General features: G+C 70.8%; 15 protein-coding genes. 5 read left to right on the forward strand and 10 right to left on the reverse strand.

All coding sequences use genetic code 11. The features are described from left to right. Positions 1-20 precede the first annotated feature (20 nt). The 4 genes from BJY20_RS08200 to BJY20_RS08215 all read right to left on the reverse strand — a co-directional run bounded on the left by BJY20_RS08200 (position 21) and on the right by BJY20_RS08215 (position 6,277). Positions 21-1,991 (reverse strand): protein kinase family protein, encoded by a 1,971-nt coding sequence (locus BJY20_RS08200; protein WP_185991080.1) that lies wholly within the window; start codon positions 1,989-1,991, stop codon positions 21-23. Positions 1,992-2,082: 91 nt separating this feature from the next. Beyond that, complete coding sequence (gene murJ / locus BJY20_RS08205) at positions 2,083-3,774, reverse strand: murein biosynthesis integral membrane protein MurJ (RefSeq protein ID WP_185991081.1); 1,692 nt, start codon at positions 3,772-3,774, stop codon at positions 2,083-2,085. Continuing rightward, entirely contained in the window at positions 3,771-5,822 is a 2,052-nt protein-coding gene (locus tag BJY20_RS08210; RefSeq protein WP_185991082.1) for a DUF6049 family protein, read from the reverse strand. Before BJY20_RS08210 ends, murJ begins: the two co-directional genes overlap by 4 nt. After that, on the reverse strand, positions 5,795-6,277 hold the full coding sequence (locus BJY20_RS08215) for an NUDIX hydrolase (RefSeq protein WP_185991083.1): 483 nt from the start codon (positions 6,275-6,277) through the stop codon (positions 5,795-5,797). Before BJY20_RS08215 ends, BJY20_RS08210 begins: the two co-directional genes overlap by 28 nt. Before the next feature lie 139 nt (positions 6,278-6,416). Here BJY20_RS08215 and BJY20_RS08220 point away from each other — a divergent pair, with 139 nt between their 5' ends. The 4 genes from BJY20_RS08220 (at position 6,417) to BJY20_RS08235 (ending at position 10,279) form a co-directional block, all read left to right on the forward strand. After that, on the forward strand, positions 6,417-7,886 hold the full coding sequence (locus tag BJY20_RS08220; RefSeq protein ID WP_185991084.1) for a CCA tRNA nucleotidyltransferase: 1,470 nt from the start codon (positions 6,417-6,419) through the stop codon (positions 7,884-7,886). A 94-nt stretch (positions 7,887-7,980) separates the two neighbouring features. After that, on the forward strand, positions 7,981-8,448 hold the full coding sequence (locus BJY20_RS08225; protein WP_185991085.1) for a hypothetical protein: 468 nt from the start codon (positions 7,981-7,983) through the stop codon (positions 8,446-8,448). After that, positions 8,445-9,221 carry a protein phosphatase 2C domain-containing protein gene (locus BJY20_RS08230; protein WP_185991086.1) on the forward strand — a complete coding sequence of 259 codons (777 nt, stop codon included), beginning with the start codon at positions 8,445-8,447 and terminating at the stop codon, positions 9,219-9,221. Before BJY20_RS08225 ends, BJY20_RS08230 begins: the two co-directional genes overlap by 4 nt. A 14-nt stretch (positions 9,222-9,235) precedes the next feature. After that, positions 9,236-10,279, forward strand: coding sequence for an FHA domain-containing protein (locus BJY20_RS08235; RefSeq protein ID WP_185991087.1), 1,044 nt, complete (start codon positions 9,236-9,238; stop codon positions 10,277-10,279). Between the two features lies 1 nt (position 10,280). Here the strand turns inward: BJY20_RS08235 and BJY20_RS08240 are convergent, their stop codons facing one another. Next, positions 10,281-10,499 (reverse strand): biotin/lipoyl-binding carrier protein, encoded by a 219-nt coding sequence (locus tag BJY20_RS08240; RefSeq protein ID WP_185991088.1) that lies wholly within the window; start codon positions 10,497-10,499, stop codon positions 10,281-10,283. A gap of 262 nt (positions 10,500-10,761) precedes the next feature. Between BJY20_RS08240 and BJY20_RS08245 the strand changes: the two genes are divergently transcribed. Beyond that, the gene (locus BJY20_RS08245; protein ID WP_185991089.1) at positions 10,762-11,307 is read left to right on the forward strand and encodes a hypothetical protein; all 546 of its coding nucleotides are present in this window, start codon (positions 10,762-10,764) and stop codon (positions 11,305-11,307) included. 112 nt (positions 11,308-11,419) lie between these two features. On the opposite strand, the gene BJY20_RS08250 is transcribed toward BJY20_RS08245, so the two are convergent. The 5 genes from BJY20_RS08250 to BJY20_RS08270 form a co-directional block, all read right to left on the reverse strand. Then, positions 11,420-11,854: a hypothetical protein gene (locus BJY20_RS08250; RefSeq protein WP_185991090.1), complete on the reverse strand. Its 435-nt coding sequence runs from the start codon at positions 11,852-11,854 to the stop codon at positions 11,420-11,422. 41 nt (positions 11,855-11,895) lie between these two features. Continuing rightward, entirely contained in the window at positions 11,896-12,504 is a 609-nt protein-coding gene (locus BJY20_RS08255) for a hypothetical protein (RefSeq protein WP_185991091.1), read from the reverse strand. Then, on the reverse strand, positions 12,504-13,616 hold the full coding sequence (locus BJY20_RS08260; RefSeq protein WP_185991092.1) for an OmpA family protein: 1,113 nt from the start codon (positions 13,614-13,616) through the stop codon (positions 12,504-12,506). The genes BJY20_RS08255 and BJY20_RS08260 overlap by 1 nt, the downstream gene beginning before the upstream one ends. Positions 13,617-13,729: 113 nt before the next feature. After that, entirely contained in the window at positions 13,730-14,821 is a 1,092-nt protein-coding gene (locus tag BJY20_RS08265) for an inositol-3-phosphate synthase (RefSeq protein ID WP_185991093.1), read from the reverse strand. Then, entirely contained in the window at positions 14,818-15,435 is a 618-nt protein-coding gene (locus tag BJY20_RS08270; RefSeq protein WP_343062820.1) for a PadR family transcriptional regulator, read from the reverse strand. Before BJY20_RS08270 ends, BJY20_RS08265 begins: the two co-directional genes overlap by 4 nt. Between the last annotated feature and the right edge of the window lie 22 nt (positions 15,436-15,457).

Raw genomic sequence — 15,457 nt, forward strand, 5'->3', positions numbered from 1 at the left:
TGGCGGGCGGTCCCGCTGGGTCACTTGATGGTGATCTCACCCAACGAGGCCCGGTAGCGGCCTTCGCCGTCGGGCGTGAGGGAGGTGAACCACACGGTGATGTACCTGCCGGAGACCGGATCGGACGTGGAGAGAGTGACTTCGCCGGTCTGGCCCTCGGTCGTGCCGATCTCGGTGCCGGAGTTCGACGGTGCGTCGCCGGCGAAGACGGTGGCGTCGGCGCTGGTGGGCAGCTCCAGCGTCACGGTGCTGATCTCCTGGGACTGGCCGAGGTCGACCGCGAGACCCACGCCGGTCTTGCCCCCGCCGAAGTCCTGGGTCGCGTAGCCCTCGGTCGTCCACACGGTGTCGGGGTCGCCGTCATAGACCCGGGCGGCCTCGGCGTTGTGCTCGACGCCGTCCCCGGACGGGTCATAGCCCGCGGCATTGAGGATGCCGAAGGGCTCGTCGTTCGGCTCGTCGCTCGACGAGGAGTCCTTCGACCCGGAGTCCGCGGACGTCGAGCCGTCGGTGGGGTCGGTCTGCGTGGGCGTGCTCCCGTCGCCGACGAAGATCTCGTCCAGATCGCTGCCGTCACCGATCTGCGCGGCGCCGATGCCGCCGAACACACAGGCGACGACGACGAAGGCGGCGACGATCAGCAGCACGAGGTTGGACTGTGCGCGGGTGGGCGCCTGACCGGACTCCGCGGGCAGCAGCGGTGCGGGCGCCTCGACCTCGGCCGACACGGGGGCGGCACCGAGTGAGGAGTGCCTGCTGCGGTCCTCACGGATGGCATCGCGCCGGGCACGGGACTCGTTCAGCGCCTCCCGGGAGCGCTCCGCAGCGGTCTTGGACGCCTTGCCGAGGCGATCGCCGAGCACCTTGGCTCCGGTGCCGACCGCGCCTGCGGCGGCTGCCGCCCTGGCTGTGCCGCCCGCCGCGCCCTCGGTGTCCGACCGGTCGCTCCCACCCGTGGTGTCACCTGCGGTGGCAGGGGACGCGTCGTCGCGGTACTGGGGGATCTCGTTGGTGTCGGTGTCGTCATCCGCCTCGGTGGTGGATCGACCCCCGGAAGGATTCGCAGCCCCTGCGGCCGCGGTAGCCCCTCCTGCCACGGCCGCGCCTGCGGCCGCCGCACCGACGGCCGGGGTGCCCGAGGAGGAGTCGGCGGTCGCGGCGTCGGGCCCGGGCCCGGGCCCGACGCGCTGGTCGGGGAGATCGGTGGCGGCGGCACGGGTCAGCGGGGTGGTGCGCACCGAGCCGGCCAGTGGCATGCGCGACCAGGGAGCCACCTGCGCGGCGTAGTCACCGGGCGAGTCGGGGCCGGTGCCCTCCCCGAGGGTCTCGCGGCAGATCGTGTCGAGGTCACCGGGGACGCCGACGGCGATCCGTGATGGTGGTGGTGGCCCGTCCTCGCCGCGGCGGGCGGCGGGCACGCCTGATGGGGTCTCCAGCGGCCAGGTCGCGGTCAGACCGGCGTAGGCCAGGGCGACGACGCCCGTGGCGTCATCCCGGTCGGCGTCCTCGCCCTCGGTCTCGGTGCCGGCGAGGGCCGCGGTGGTGGCCAGGCCGCGGACCTTGATCCGTCCGTCCTTGGTCAGCAGTACCGACTCCGGGGTGAGCGCGAGGTGGTGCAGGCCGCGCATGCGAGCGGCCTCGAGGCCGGTGGCGACCTCGCCGGTGATCCGGCGGACCTCCTCGGCGGGCACCCCCTTCGTGCCGATCAGCGTGGCGAAGGTGGTCGGGTCCTCGACCTGCTCCTCGCACACGTAGGCGAGCGACCCCTGGGTCCCGACGTCGAGGATGCGTACCAGCTGTGCGCTCTCCACCCCGGCGGCCCGGCGGGCGGCATCGAGCGCCGCGGCGGTCTCCGTGTCGTCGGCGGGCATGACCAGGAGGGTCACATCGCGCTCGAGCATGGTGTCGCGCGCGGCCCACCGCTCGCCGCCCGAGACCGTCTCGATCTGCGCGTCGAGCGTGTAGCGACCGAGTTCGGTCCCCGGGTTCACCCCGTGCACGGTGTCCCTCTCGTCGGTGGTCTGGCCTGCCGCGCCATCCTAGATCCACAACGGTCCCGACTCGGGGAGCCGCACGGGCGCGTCAGCCGCGGGAGAGCCGCCGCGTGAGTGGTTCGAGGACCTCGGTGACCTCGCGCACCCGCAACTTGGCGGCGATGGCGAGGGTGATGACGAGGACGATGGTGCCGACGACCACGCAGACGATGAGCGAGCCGAGCCAGGTGTCGACGGCGACGGGGCCGCTCAGCAGCTGCAGTGCCCCCCAGCCGGCCGCGGTGGCGACGCCGGTCGCGAGGATCAGGCGCACGTTCTGGCGCAGCACCCGGCGCAGACCCAACGACCCCAGTCGGCGGTGGAGCAGCCACAGGCCGATGACCGCCGCGGCGAGGTTGGACAGGGTCTGGCCGGAACCGACCCAGGTGGCCACGTGCTCCGCGGCTCGCGTGCTGCCGATGAGGGTGACGCCGACCGCGACGAGCGTGACCACGATCTGCAGGACGAAGGGGGTGCGCCCGTCCTCGTAGGCGTAGAAGGCGCGCTGGACGAGGAAGAACCAGCCGTAGGGGACCAGCCCGAGCATCATCGTCACCAGGACGCCGACCGAGGCGTTCGTCGCGGCCCGGTCGGTGCCGGGCAGGATCGCGGCGAGGACGTAGGGGGCGAGCAGGACGACCACGGCGGTGGCCGGGATGAGCAGCACGGCGGGCATGGTCATGCCCTTGCGCAGGTCGGCGGTGACCGCGGCCGTGTCGCGGTCGTGGGCTGCGTGGGACAGTCGGGTGAACAGCGCGGTGACCAGCGAGACGGTCACGAGGCCGTGCGGGAGCATGAACAGCAGGTAGGCATTGGCGTAGGCGGTCAGGCCCGCGCCCTCGATACCGGCGTCGGTGGCCCGCCGGGTGGCGTCGGTGAGTACGCGGGAGTTGACGAAGTAGCCGAGCTGGCCGACGGAGACCGCCGCGAAGGCCCACACGGCCATCCGGGAGGCGGAGCCCAGTCCGCTGCCCCGGATACCCCACACGGGACGGAACCGCAGCCCGGTGGCACGCAGTGGCGGGATGAGGACGAGCGCCTGCAGGGCGATGCCCAGCGTGGCCGACCCACCGAGGACCGCGATCATCATCGGCGACCACTCGGAGACCGGCGCCTGGAGCTGGGCTCCCGTCAGGAGGAACCACGACAGGCCCGCGATGGCCACGACGTTGGCCAGGGCGGGCGCCCACATGAACATGCCGAAGCGGTTGTGCGCGGTGAGCACCTGCCCCAGGAGCGTGTAGAGGCCGTAGAAGAAGACCTGGGGCAGGCAGATCACGGCGAACGCGGTCGCGAGCCCGCGAGCCGGTCCGTCCCAGCTGCTCGAGACGACGAGCGAGATGAGAAGGGGGGCGGCGAGTGTCAGGACGAAGGTCACGCCGGCGAGGACGGTGACGGCGATGGTCAGCAGCCGGTTTATGTAGACGACGCCGCCGTCCTCGTGCCGCAGCGCCTTGGTGATCTGCGGGACGATCACCGCATTGAGCACGCCGCCGGCGATCAGCAGGTGGAAGATGTTGGGCAGCGTGTTCGCCGCGTTCCACGCGTCGGAGGCCATGAGGTTCAGGCCGACGACGGCGATGGTCAGGGTGTTGCGGATCAGGCCGAGGATGCGCGAGGCCAGGCTGCCGGCGGCCATGATCGCGCTGGACCGCACGATCGAGGGCGACTCCACCTTCGTCCCCGGCGTGACGTCCTTGCTGTCACGATCGGGCGTCGGTGAGCTGGGCGGCTCGCTCATGCACTGTCCTCGCTCACGGTCGTCGTCTTCCGACGGCGAAGGCTACGCCAGGTGCCCGCACCGAGGAGGAGGACGGCGAGGACGCCGATGGCCCAGTAGACGGCCTCCCCGGTGGGACGCATACGTACCTTCAGGGTGGCCTGATCGGTCAGCTGGTGACCGTTCGGGGTGGTGACCACGACGTACACGGGGGTGCTGCCCGCGGCCAGGGCGGTCGCCTGCACGGTGACCTTCTGCCGCCCGTTGGGGCCGATGGTCAGGGGCTCGGGCGGTCCCTGGATGCGGAAGGAGGGAGTCTGCGACTCGACCTTGACGTCGAGGTTGGTCAGCTCGACGTCGGTGGAGTTGATGATGGTGATCTGCAGCCGCCCCTTGTCGGCGAAGAAGTTGACCTCCCCGGACGAGACGACGAGGTCGTCATGGGTCAGGGTGACCTCCTCGCTCAGGTGGTCGTGCAACCCGTCGAAGGCCGAGGTGTCGCTGCGCCAGCGGGCGGAGGTCAGCTGGCCGAGCGCCGGGCCGACCGTTTCCTTCCAGATCTCGCCGTCGGAGCGCACGGAGGCGAAGATCGACATGGATCGCCTGTCCTCGGCGATCCGCGCGGCCGACTTCTCGGTGAGTACGGGCGGGGCCTGCTTCTGGTCGGTGGTGCGGGCGATCTGCTGCGCGGTCCGGGGGACGGCGTTCTGCGGGGACTGGTCGATCCGGTCGAGCAGGTCGTCGAATCTGCCGCGCTCGAGCCACGGGATCTCGTCGACGACGCCGCGCAGCTCACCGTAGGCCTCGGGCGAGGGTGCGCTCGCGCGGTCGGGGACGACGAGCAGCGTGCGGGGCGTGCCGGGGCGCTCGCCCAGCAGCACCGAGGACTCGGCGACGACGCGCTGCCGGGCGAGGGTCGCGTCGTCGGAGGAGGACAGCTCACCCGCGAGGGTGGAGAGGGAGTGGTCGGCGACCAGCAGTTCACTCCCGTGCGTGGTGCGTGCCGCCCCGGTGGGGGTGAACCCGCCGGGCGCGATGGCGGAGGTGTCGGTGAGCACGGTCGGCGGCGTGGACCCGGGCACGAGCCCGTTCAGTGCCTTGGTGCGTGGTTGGGTGACGACTCCGTCGACCGGCCACTGGATGTCGCCGTGGGCGTCGTCGAGCAGGTCGGCGGACCGCACGCCCGACTCGACCTGCGGGGCGACGAGCTCTGCGACGCCCTTCGACCCGGCCGCCGCGGCGACGTCGGCGTCCCCGGCAGGCAGGACGATCGTCTTCTCCGGGTCCAGGGTGGAACGGACCCGGCTGGCCCACTCGGACCGGACCTCCCGCTCGGCGTTCAGCGCACGGGCGAGGTCCCGGTCGGTGTCCTCCGTCGGCTCCGGCGGAAGGGAGAGCAGGCTCGGGTCGAGGATCCACACCTCATCGTCGGCCGGCGGTTCATCGGTCAGCTGCCACAGGCGGGACTCATGGCCGACGGTGTCCTCCCACGCCTGGAGACGGTCGGCGCCGGGCTCGCCGAAGAGGCGCTCGTCGGTCGGGAGCAGCAGTGGCACCCCCCAGACCATGTCCATGGGGACGTACTGCTTGGCCCGGTGGACCCCGATGAAGGTGTGCACCGCGGTCCGCGGCGTCTGCACGCTCACCCACGCCGCCCCGGCGGTCAGCTCGGGTGCGAGCTCCTCGGCAGCGACCTCGAGGGTGAAGGGGGCGGACTCGCCGGGCCCGAGGTCATCGAGGGTGACCGTGGCCCGCGGCTCCTTGGCGACCGGCTGCGTCCCCTCGGCCCACGTCGCGATGTCGTCGCGGTCGGCCGAAGCGGAACGGCCCACCAGCGAGACCTCCTGGGCGACGAGCGTGACCTCGCCGGTGTTCAACAGCTCCCCCTCGACCCGGGCGGTCCCCTCTGCGTCGACGACGGGGGTGATCGAGGTGATGGTCAGCTCGCTGTCGGTGGAGTCCTCCCCCGGGGGCAGGGGTGTGGCGGCGGCCGAGGGCAGGACCAACAACGCGAGCAGCAGCATCGCGATGCTGGTCAGCCTCAGGCGTCGCCGGCGAGCCGCTGCCACGCCTCCCTCGCGATGCGCCGCTCGTTGGGGAAGGTCAGGTGCCGGTGTGCCTCGCGCAGGGGAAGCCACGCGACGTCGACGGCCTCGTGGTCGGGGTCGTTGTCGATCGTCAGGTGCCCGCCGGTGGCCTCGAGGAGGTAGTGGTGCACGAACTTGTGGATCCGTCGGTCCGGTGTGGCGAACCAGTAGTCGATCGTCCCGAGCTCGACGAGCACGCGCGCCTCGATACCGGTCTCCTCGGCGACCTCACGGGCCGCGGTCTCCACGAGCGTCTCCTCGCCCTCGATGTGCCCCTTGGGCAGGCACCACTCGAGTCGTCCGGCTCGGTTGCGCCGGGCGATGACGGCGATCCGGGCGTCCCCCTCGTGGATGTCCACGACGACCCCACCCGCACTGCGCTCCTCGACCGCGGGCAGGCGCCGCTGCGATCCGGAGGCGGGGGCGGGGTGGCTCATGTGGTCACTGTAGCCATCGCACCTGCACCGGGCAGGTCCCGGTGGGAAGGGCTCAACCGGACTGTTGCCCCCTTCGCCGTCATGCCGGGATGCACGCGGGCGCGCTGCCCGGCTCCGCGTCCAAGTAACCTTGGCCCCCATGTCCACCCCACCCCTTCCGCCCGAGGTCCTGCGCGCCGCCGTGGCTCACCTGGCCCCGGTGATCCCGCTGCTGACCGAGCTCGGCACGGCCTTCGCGAAGGGAGGTCACGAGCTGGCCCTCGTCGGGGGCCCGGTCCGGGACGCCTTCCTCGGCCGCACGAGCGGCGACCTGGACTTCACCACCTCCGCACCACCGGAGGAGACCGAAGGCATCCTCTCTGCGTGGGGCGATGCCACGTGGGACATGGGCCGGGAGTTCGGCACGATCGGCGCCCGCGGGGGCGAGATGATCGTCGAGGTCACCACCTACCGTGCCGACGCCTACGACGGTCAGACCCGCAAGCCGGTCGTCGCCTTCGGCGACAACCTCCAGGACGACCTCGTCCGGCGCGACTTCACGGTCAACGCGATGGCTCTGCGCCTGCCCGACCTCGAGCTCGTCGACCCCCACGGCGGCCTGCTCGACCTCGCGGCCAAGCGGCTGCGCACTCCCTCCACCCCCGAGGTCTCCTTCACCGACGACCCGCTGCGGATGATGCGGGCGGCCCGCTTCGTCGCCCAGCTCGGCCTCGTCCCGGCTCCCGAGGTCACGGACGCCATGACCGAGGCCGCGGCGACCCTGGACATCGTCTCCGCCGAGCGGATCCGTGACGAGCTGGTCAAGCTCGTGCTCGGCGAGGACCCCGTCGCAGGGCTGCGCGTGCTCGTCGAGACCGGTCTGGCCGACCACATGCTCCCCGAGCTGCCCGCCCTGCGCCTGGAGATCGACGAGCACCACCGGCACAAGGACGTCTACGAGCACTCCTTGACGGTGCTGCAGCAAGCGATCGATCTGGAGGACGCAGCGGGGTCCGACCCCGGCGCGGAGCGTGACCGTGCCGTGCCCGGCCCGGACCTCGTCCTGCGCCTGGCTGCACTGCTGCACGACATCGGCAAACCGCGAACCCGGCGATTCGAGACCGGTGGCGGGGTCTCCTTCCACCACCACGACGTCGTCGGCGCCAAGCTCGCGGCCAAGCGGATGAAGGCGCTGCGGTTCGACAAGGACACGACCAAGCAGGTCGCCCGCCTCGTCGAGCTGCACCTGCGCTTCCACGGGTACCGCGACGGCCAGTGGACCGACTCGGCCGTGCGGCGCTACGTCACCGACGCGGGCCCGCTCCTGCAGCGGCTGCACCGGCTGACCCGGGCGGACTGCACCACGCGCAACCAGCGCAAGGCGAACCGCCTGGCCCGGGCCTACGACGACCTGGAGGAGCGGATCGAGAGCCTGCTGGAGCAGGAGGAGCTCGACGCGGTGCGACCCGAGCTCGACGGCAACCAGATCGGTGAGGTGCTCGGGATCCCGCCCGGACCGCAGATCGGGCAGGCCTACCGTTACCTGTTGCAGGTCCGCCTCGACGAAGGGCTGATCGGCCCGGACGCCGCCACCGAGCGTCTGCGTGCGTGGTGGGCCGAGCGAGCCTGACCCCTCCACCCGGCCGCCGCCAAGTGGCAGGCTGGGGGTGACAGCCCCGCCGGGCCACCCCCTTCGTCCTGTCAGGAGAGCAGTTGTGCCCACCGTGACCTATCCGAGCCCTGTCGTGCCCGGGCCGCCTCGGGTCCACCTCGAGATGCCCGAGGGCTGGGTGCAGGTGTGGGCTCCGGACACCCTCGTCGCCATCCGCGACGACGCGGAGGGGGCCAGCCACTTCCTCGCCAACCTCGTCGTGCGCCACTACCAGCGGCTGGCCCCCTTCGGCGCGGACGAGGTCACCGCCGAGCTCGGCGAGCACGCCCGCCAGCGGCAGCAGGGCGAACTCGGTGGGCTGCGTACTCGGGAGCTGGGCGGTCGTGAGGCCGTCGGGGCGGAGATCTCCTTCCTCGACCCGCAGGCGGGCACGGTCGTACAGACGCACTGGTTCTCCACCCGGCAGCGCCGGGACGTCGTCGACGTCGTCCAGGTGACCGGTTCCTTCGCCGGGTCCCGTCGGGAGGCCGACGACGCCACCCTCGAGCGGATCCTCGAGTCGATCCGGTTGTCCTCGTGAGCTCCGTCAGCGAGATCCGCGGCCGGCTGCGGATCGGCAGCGCCACCGACACCGGCCGGGTCCGGGACCACAACGAGGACGCCCTGCTCGCCGAGGGCTCCGTCCTCGTCGTCGCAGACGGCATGGGCGGGCACGCTGCGGGCGAGGTGGCCAGCGGGATCGCTGTGGAGACGATGCGCGAGCTCGTCGACCGCGACGAGCCGACCCCCGACGACGTGACCGGACAGATCCTGCGGGCCAACGAGCGCATCCTCGACTCGGTCCGCACCCACCCGCAGCAGCGGGGGATGGGCACGACGGTGACCGGTCTGGTCCTCGTCACCCACGAGGATCGCGCGCAGTGGGCGGTCGTCAACGTCGGCGACTCGCGGGTCTACCGACTCGTGGGTGAGGGGCTCACCCGGGTCACCGTCGACCACTCCGAGGTCCAGGAGCTCATCGACGCGGGAGTCATCACCCCTGCCCAGGCCGAGGTGCACCCCGCCCGCAACATCGTCACCCGCTCGCTGGGGGCACCGCTGCGACACCGGCCGGACATCTGGCTGGTGCCGCCGACGCCGGGCGAGCGCTTCCTCGCGTGCAGCGACGGGCTGACCAACGAGCTCACCGATGAGCAGCTGCGTGAGATCCTGCAGGCACACCCCGACCCCCGGGCCGCGGCCGACGAGCTCGTCCGGGCTGCTGTGGCCGCCGGGGGCAAGGACAATGTGAGCGTCGTCGTGGTTGCCCTCGACGACGCCGATATCGACCAGGTGCCTGCGGGCGAGCGGTGAGGCAAGGAGTGACGATGGAGTTCAGGACCGACGGCCACGACGGCTGGGTCGAGCTCACCCGAGCGGGCGTCCACGTCCTGGCGAAGGGGGAGGACCACCTCCGCGAACGTCTCGCCTCGGCTCTCGCGGCCGCCGGTGGCGACACTCCTGCCGACGTGCTGACCGACGTGCTGACGGACGGCGGCGTGCGGCAGACGCCGGACTTCGCGATCGTCGACGAGGCCGAGCGCCGGGTGCTCGTGCGCGGCGCGGCCCGGGTTCTGCTCACCGGAACCGACGGGACCACCCGCGAGGTGGTCGCACCCGCGCGTGCTCCGTGGATCGACGAGGACATCGACACCGGCACCATCACCGCCGTGCTCTCCACCGGCGAGCCGGAGCCGGTCGTGGCCGAGCCGCCCGTGGCCGAGCCGGCCGTACCGTCGACGACCCCCGAGTCGATGGCTCCGGCCGCGGTCTCCCCGGAGATGGCTCCCGAGGGGGTACCCGACGCGCTCGCGGGGAGCCATCCGCAGTTCGTCGACGGTCACCTCGTGGGTGCCCGGGTCGCCCCGCGGGAGCCCACCGGCGCCGAGGCGGATCCCTCCCACACGGAACACGCCTCCGCCACCGACGCCTCCGTGGGGCCTGCCGACGACGCCTCCGTGGGGCCCGCCGACGGGGCCGGTCCCCGGACGGGTGTCCTGCCGGTCACCGGCGACGCCCCGGAGGAGAAGACGCAGGGCCGACTCCTCCTCCCGACGGGGGAGGTCGTCGAGATCGACGGCGGCGTGCTGCTCGGGCGGGCCCCCCGGGCGAGCGCCGGCATCGGCATCACGGGCGAGCCGCACCTGGTGCGGGTCGCCAGCCCGGACAACGAGATCTCCCGCAGCCACGTCGAGGTGTACCCGGAGGGTTCGCAGGTCATCGTCCGCGACCTCGGCTCGACCAACGGCACGACGCTGGCCCTGCCCGGGCAGGCGCCCCGCCGGATGGCTCCCGGCGAGCCGCAACCGATCGAGCCGGGCACCACCATCGCTCTCGCCGGTCACATCTCGGTGCTCCTCGAGGTCGACTGACTCAGTCGTCGATCACCACGAGGACCTCGCCCTCCTGGACGACGTCGCCGGCGGTGACCTTCACCTCGGCGATGTGGCCGGGGCCCTCGGTGAGTACCGGGATCTCCATCTTCATCGACTCCAGGAGGACCAGCTCGTCACCGGCAGCGACCGCTTGCCCCTCGGTGACGTGCACGGAGATGACGTTGGCGACGAGCTCGGACTCGATCCTGTGACCCATGGCACACAGGGTACGGCTCCCGAGTGCACAGCGACGCGAGGGCGCCCATGGCCGGGGACGACAACGGGTCAGCGACCCCCTTCGTCCGGACGGGTCGAATACACTCGCGCCGAAGTTGCACCAGCGCGCGCCTCGACGGGAAGTAAAGATGATCAGTTGCCGCACATGTGTTCTGGTCGTCGCGTTCGGTGACGCCGAGACCTTCGACGAGAGCAAGGTGCCGGAGATCTTCGCGACGTTCACGGGGCGGTGACCGGCGTCCATGGCACCGGTCACCTCGTGGGTGAAGTTCGTCGCGTTCTTCGGCGGCGTGTGCATGGCCATTGCCGGCCTGGCCATGCTGGTGGTCGGGGCGGTGTTTCTGGTGGAGGGCAACCAGCCGACCCGGCTCACCGTCGTCAGCGGGCCCGAGCTCACCATCCCCGCGCAGTCCACCGTCCTGGGTGGCTCGGTGATGCTCTACACGGAGGAGCCCGTCGAGGATCCACTCTTCACGCGGGGGTGCGAGCTCGTGCGGGCCGACGGCAAGGTGACCTCCGGGACCCGGATCGACTCGATCGCCGCCGCCCTGATGGACCCGGTCACCGTCGACGGGACCACCTGGCACCCGCTGGCGGAGATCGAGGTGCTGGCCGAGTCGGCAACCCTGCGCTGTCCGGGGGACGCGTTGGCATCCGCTGCTCTGTCCCATGAGACGACCTTCGGCCGGTCGACGACGACCATCGCAGTGTTGGCTCTGGCCTTCGGGCTGGTCGCGCTCGTCCTGGGCAGCGGGGCCATGGTGGTCGGCCGGTATCTCCCGCGATGATCTCCGACGACGTCCTGACGGAGTTCTGATGCGATCGGTCCTCACCTCGCCCGGCGGCGCTGGTCACTGCCCGCCGGCATCGTCGCCCTCCCCCTGGCCGTCGGCGCCGTGCTCAGCGCTCTGATTCAGGGACGGTGCCGTAGATGTAGACGTGGTCGATGGACCCACCCGAGCAGATCACCTTCATGGGCGGCTTGTAGTCCTCGACCTGGGCGAGCGGGTAGAGGGTCGTCTCACCGATGGTGGACGTGTCCGTCGTGCCGGGCTCGGCGAGGGAGGGCATCCCCTCTCCGGTGACGCTGCACAGCTCGGGGTCGGGCTGACCCCCGGGACGAGGGTCGTCGGATCCGGAGCCGGAGACCCACACCATGGCCGTTCCGTCTCCCACCTGTACCTGCGTGGGCTGACCTGCCATGGCGTCGGCGAGGAGTTCAGGCTCACCCGAGTTCCGCATGGCCAGGAGGATGGAGATGATTACCAGCGCGACGAGCACCAGCCCTCCGATGGCGAGCGCGGCCTTGAGCAGGGTGGGACTGATGAGCCGCATCGGGCTCCCTTCGCAGACGTCGTTCCCGGTGCGCCGAGAGGCTACCGGCTGACCGGGACGGTGACGGGATCGAGTGAATCCAACGTGATGGTGACTTCGGTTGCGTCCTTGGGCAGCGGGGGGTACATGACCATCTGTGGGCGGGGGTCGGGTGCAAACCGGTCAGTGCTCGTGCACACACACCGCTCCTGCGCGCCCTGAAATTTTCCCTCCGGCAGGGAGGCGGTCACGCTCTGGAGCTTCTTGTCGGATCCGGGGGTCTGCAGGGTCGGCATGTCATACCAGAATCGACCGCTCATGCCCAGGAGTTCGTCCTCTCCCGAGGTCGAGGACAGCTCGTAGCGCAGGATGGTCGAGTCCGAGGTGGCTCTGACGCTGGTGACGGCGAACTTCACGGGAGCGACATTGGTGGAACTCACGCCGATGGTGATGTTGCCGGAGGTCGTGGCGAGGACCTCGTCGCGAGGTGTGTAGGCGTCGAAGACCTGCGTGCTGCGGTCTTGTGGTGTGGAGTTCGCGGTGGTGCTGGAACTGCTCGAGTTGGTGGAACTGCCGGTCTCGGTGGAACCGTCGCCGGTGTCGTCGGAACAGGCGGTCAGGGCCAGCGCGAGCACTGCTGCGGTGGCGCCGACAGCCACGGTACGGGTCATCATTTGGCTCCCGGGAGGGTGATCGTCACACGGCGGTTGAGGGCCTTGCCCTCGACGGTGCCGTTGGTGGCGATGGGGTCGCCCTCGCCCTTGCCGGCGGTCTTGATCGTGACCTCCGAGGGCAGGAGAGGCTCGAGGGCCTCGGCGACGGACTGCGCGCGCCGCTCGGACAGGTCCTGGTTGTAGTCCTCGGCGCCGCTGGAGTCGGTGTGACCCGTGACGGTGATCTTGCCGCTGACGTCCGCCTCCTTGACCGACTTCGCCGCGGCCTTGATCTCCTTCTTGGCCCTGCCGGTCAGGGTGGCCTTGTCGACGTCGAAGAGGACGTCGGCCGATAGGTCGATGGAGCGGGAGTCGGCCTCGGAGCGCTCACTGATGGCGGAGTCCTCGACGACTGAGTGGGTGGTCAGCGGCACGATGAACGCCGAGGGGTCATCCACCTCGTTGATTGCCTCGGTATCGACCTCCGGCCAGCCCATCCCGGCCACGATCGGCTCGTCGGCGTCCACCGTCGGGGTCATCTTCCCCTCCTCGACCGGGATGTCGGGGAACAGCTGTCCCGCTACCCTCAGGGTGACGGTGTCCATGTCCTCGGGGATCGGCGGCAAAGCCGCTGCGGTGGCATAGGCAGTGCCAGGCTCCGGCGAATCCGGAACGGCGTTGCTCAAGGACTGGCAGATACAGTCATACATTGTGTCACCGGCGTACAGGGTGGTGTAGGCCTTCCTGCCGGGCAGATCGACGACCGCGACGTCGCCCATGCTCGTGGTCCCAGACCGCGGAGGAGACAACTCCGACTCGTTGCCGAAGGCTGCGGTCAGAACAAACTTGTCGCCTCCAGTGGAGTCCGGGGTGAACCCGACGGACCAATACACCATCGTCGCGTCCTCGACCCGGCGCACACCGTGGACGGTGATCAGGACATCCCTCACGGTCTCGGTCGTGTCCTGGTTGGACACCGCCATCGACTGTCCCAAGATCGGCAGCTCGTCCTCGGCGTGTGCGGGTGCCGCGACGGCGAGCCCCGACAGCACGAGCGCGGCCACGGAGGCCGCGCCAGCCAACGCCGGGCCCAGGCCCGGTCGTCGTTCTCCCCTGTTCATCGCACTCATGGGCCCGACAGTACAAAAGAGTTGGCGCCGGGGCGGGTCGATGACCTCGCGCCATGACGAAGGGGCGTGGTCCCGCAGACGGCACCACACCCCTTCGCTCGGGTGGGCTCGGCTCAGCGGGGCTCGTCGCCGGCGATGAAGGCCTCCAGCCGGCGCCGGCCCTCGGTGTCCTCGCGCTGCTCGGGCGGGGACTTCATCAGGTAGGAGCTCGCGGAGAGCAGGGCGCCGCCGATGCCGCGGTCCTTGGCGATCTTGGCCGCGCGGATCGCGTCGATGATGATGCCGGCGCTGTTGGGGGAGTCCCAGACCTCGAGCTTGTACTCCAGGTTCAGCGGGGCGTCGCCGAACGCGCGGCCCTCGAGGCGGACGTAGGCCCACTTGCGGTCGTCGAGCCAGGCGACGTAGTCGGACGGGCCGATGTGGACGTTGCGGTCGTCCTTCTTGCCGGCCAGCGGCCCGTCGAGGTTGGAGGTGACGGCCTGGGTCTTGGAGACCTTCTTCGACTCCAGGCGCTCACGCTCGAGCATGTTCTTGAAGTCCATGTTGCCGCCGACGTTGAGCTGGTACGTCCGGTCCAGGACCACGCCGCGCTGCTCGAAGAGCTTGGCCATGACGCGATGGGTGATCGTCGCGCCGACCTGGCTCTTGATGTCGTCCCCGATGACCGGCACGCCCGCGTCGGCGAACTTCTGCGACCACTCCGGGTCGGAGGCGATGAAGACCGGCAGTGCGTTGACGAAGGCGACGTCGGCGTCGATCGCACACTGCGCGTAGAACTTGTCCGCGTCCTCCGAACCCACCGGCAGGTAGGACACGAGCACGTCGACCTCGGCGTCCTTGAGTGCCGCCACGACGTCGACCGGCTCGGCGGGGGACTCGTCGATGGTCTCCGCGTAGTACTTGCCGATCCCGTCGAGGGTGTGCCCGCGCTGGACGGTGATGCCGGTGGTGGGGACGTCGGCGATCTTGAGCGTGTTGTTCTCCGAGGCGTTGATCGCTTCGGACAGGTCCTTGCCGACCTTCTTGTCGTCGACGTCGAATGCCGCGACGAACCGCACGTCGGACACGTGGTAGTCACCGAAGGTCACGTGCATCAGGCCGGGAATCGAGTCAGCGGCTGATGCTTCCCGGTAGTACTCGACTCCCTGGACGAGCGAGCTGGCGCAGTTGCCGACACCGACGACGGCGACGCGGATGGAACTCATGGGTTCTCCTTGGTGGGTGGCTGGTTCCGTGGTGGGTTGAAGGCGGGATGGGCGGGGTCGGTCAGGCTGCCGGGCCGGACCCGGGGCGTCTGGCGCTCGGTGTCGATGAGGTCCTCGATCCAGGCCAGGGCGCGCTCGGTCGAGTCCTCGCCGTGGGTGCGAAGGGCGTCGGTCCAGCGGTCCGCGCGCTCGCCGGTCGGGTGCTCGCTGCGCATGGCGGCCAGGCGCTCGGCCAGCCGGGTGCGGCGGCCCTCGAGGATGCGTAGCCGGACCTCGCGCTCGGTCCGGGCGAAGAAGGCCACTCGGACGTCGAAGGCGTCGTCCTCCCAGCTGCCCGGGTCGCTGCGGTCGGCGAGGGCGGCGAAGGCCGCCCGTCCCTCGTCGGTGAGGGTGTACGTGATCCGCTGGCGCCGGCCGGTCGTGGGCTCGTCGTGGTCGACGCTGACGAGGTTGCGCCCCTGGAGGCCGGCGAGGCAGGGGTAGAGGGTGCCGAAGGAGAGGGCGCGGAAGGCGCCGAGCCGGGAGTTGAGGCGTCGGCGGAGCTCGTAGCCGTGCAGTGGGCTCTCGTGGAGCAGGCCCAGCACGGCGAACTCGAGCATTTCTCGACGGCGCACGGAACACAACCATACGCGATGT

The sequence above is a fragment of the Janibacter cremeus genome (assembly GCF_013409205.1).
In the GTDB taxonomy this organism is placed as follows: domain Bacteria; phylum Actinomycetota; class Actinomycetes; order Actinomycetales; family Dermatophilaceae; genus Janibacter; species Janibacter cremeus.

Excerpts from the sequence above, each read along its gene's own strand:
- murJ (WP_185991081.1), bottom strand. The coding sequence starts at position 3,774 with ATGAGCGAGCCGCCCAGCTCACCGACGCCCGATCGTGACAGCAAGGAC.
- BJY20_RS08215 (WP_185991083.1), bottom strand. The coding sequence starts at position 6,277 with ATGAGCCACCCCGCCCCCGCCTCCGGATCGCAGCGGCGCCTGCCCGCG.
- BJY20_RS08220 (WP_185991084.1), top strand. The coding sequence starts at position 6,417 with ATGTCCACCCCACCCCTTCCGCCCGAGGTCCTGCGCGCCGCCGTGGCT.
- BJY20_RS08235 (WP_185991087.1), top strand. The coding sequence starts at position 9,236 with ATGGAGTTCAGGACCGACGGCCACGACGGCTGGGTCGAGCTCACCCGA.
- BJY20_RS08240 (WP_185991088.1), bottom strand. The coding sequence starts at position 10,499 with ATGGGTCACAGGATCGAGTCCGAGCTCGTCGCCAACGTCATCTCCGTG.
- BJY20_RS08245 (WP_185991089.1), top strand. The coding sequence starts at position 10,762 with ATGGCACCGGTCACCTCGTGGGTGAAGTTCGTCGCGTTCTTCGGCGGC.
- BJY20_RS08250 (WP_185991090.1), bottom strand. The coding sequence starts at position 11,854 with ATGCGGCTCATCAGTCCCACCCTGCTCAAGGCCGCGCTCGCCATCGGA.
- BJY20_RS08255 (WP_185991091.1), bottom strand. The coding sequence starts at position 12,504 with ATGACCCGTACCGTGGCTGTCGGCGCCACCGCAGCAGTGCTCGCGCTG.
- BJY20_RS08260 (WP_185991092.1), bottom strand. The coding sequence starts at position 13,616 with ATGAGTGCGATGAACAGGGGAGAACGACGACCGGGCCTGGGCCCGGCG.
- BJY20_RS08265 (WP_185991093.1), bottom strand. The coding sequence starts at position 14,821 with ATGAGTTCCATCCGCGTCGCCGTCGTCGGTGTCGGCAACTGCGCCAGC.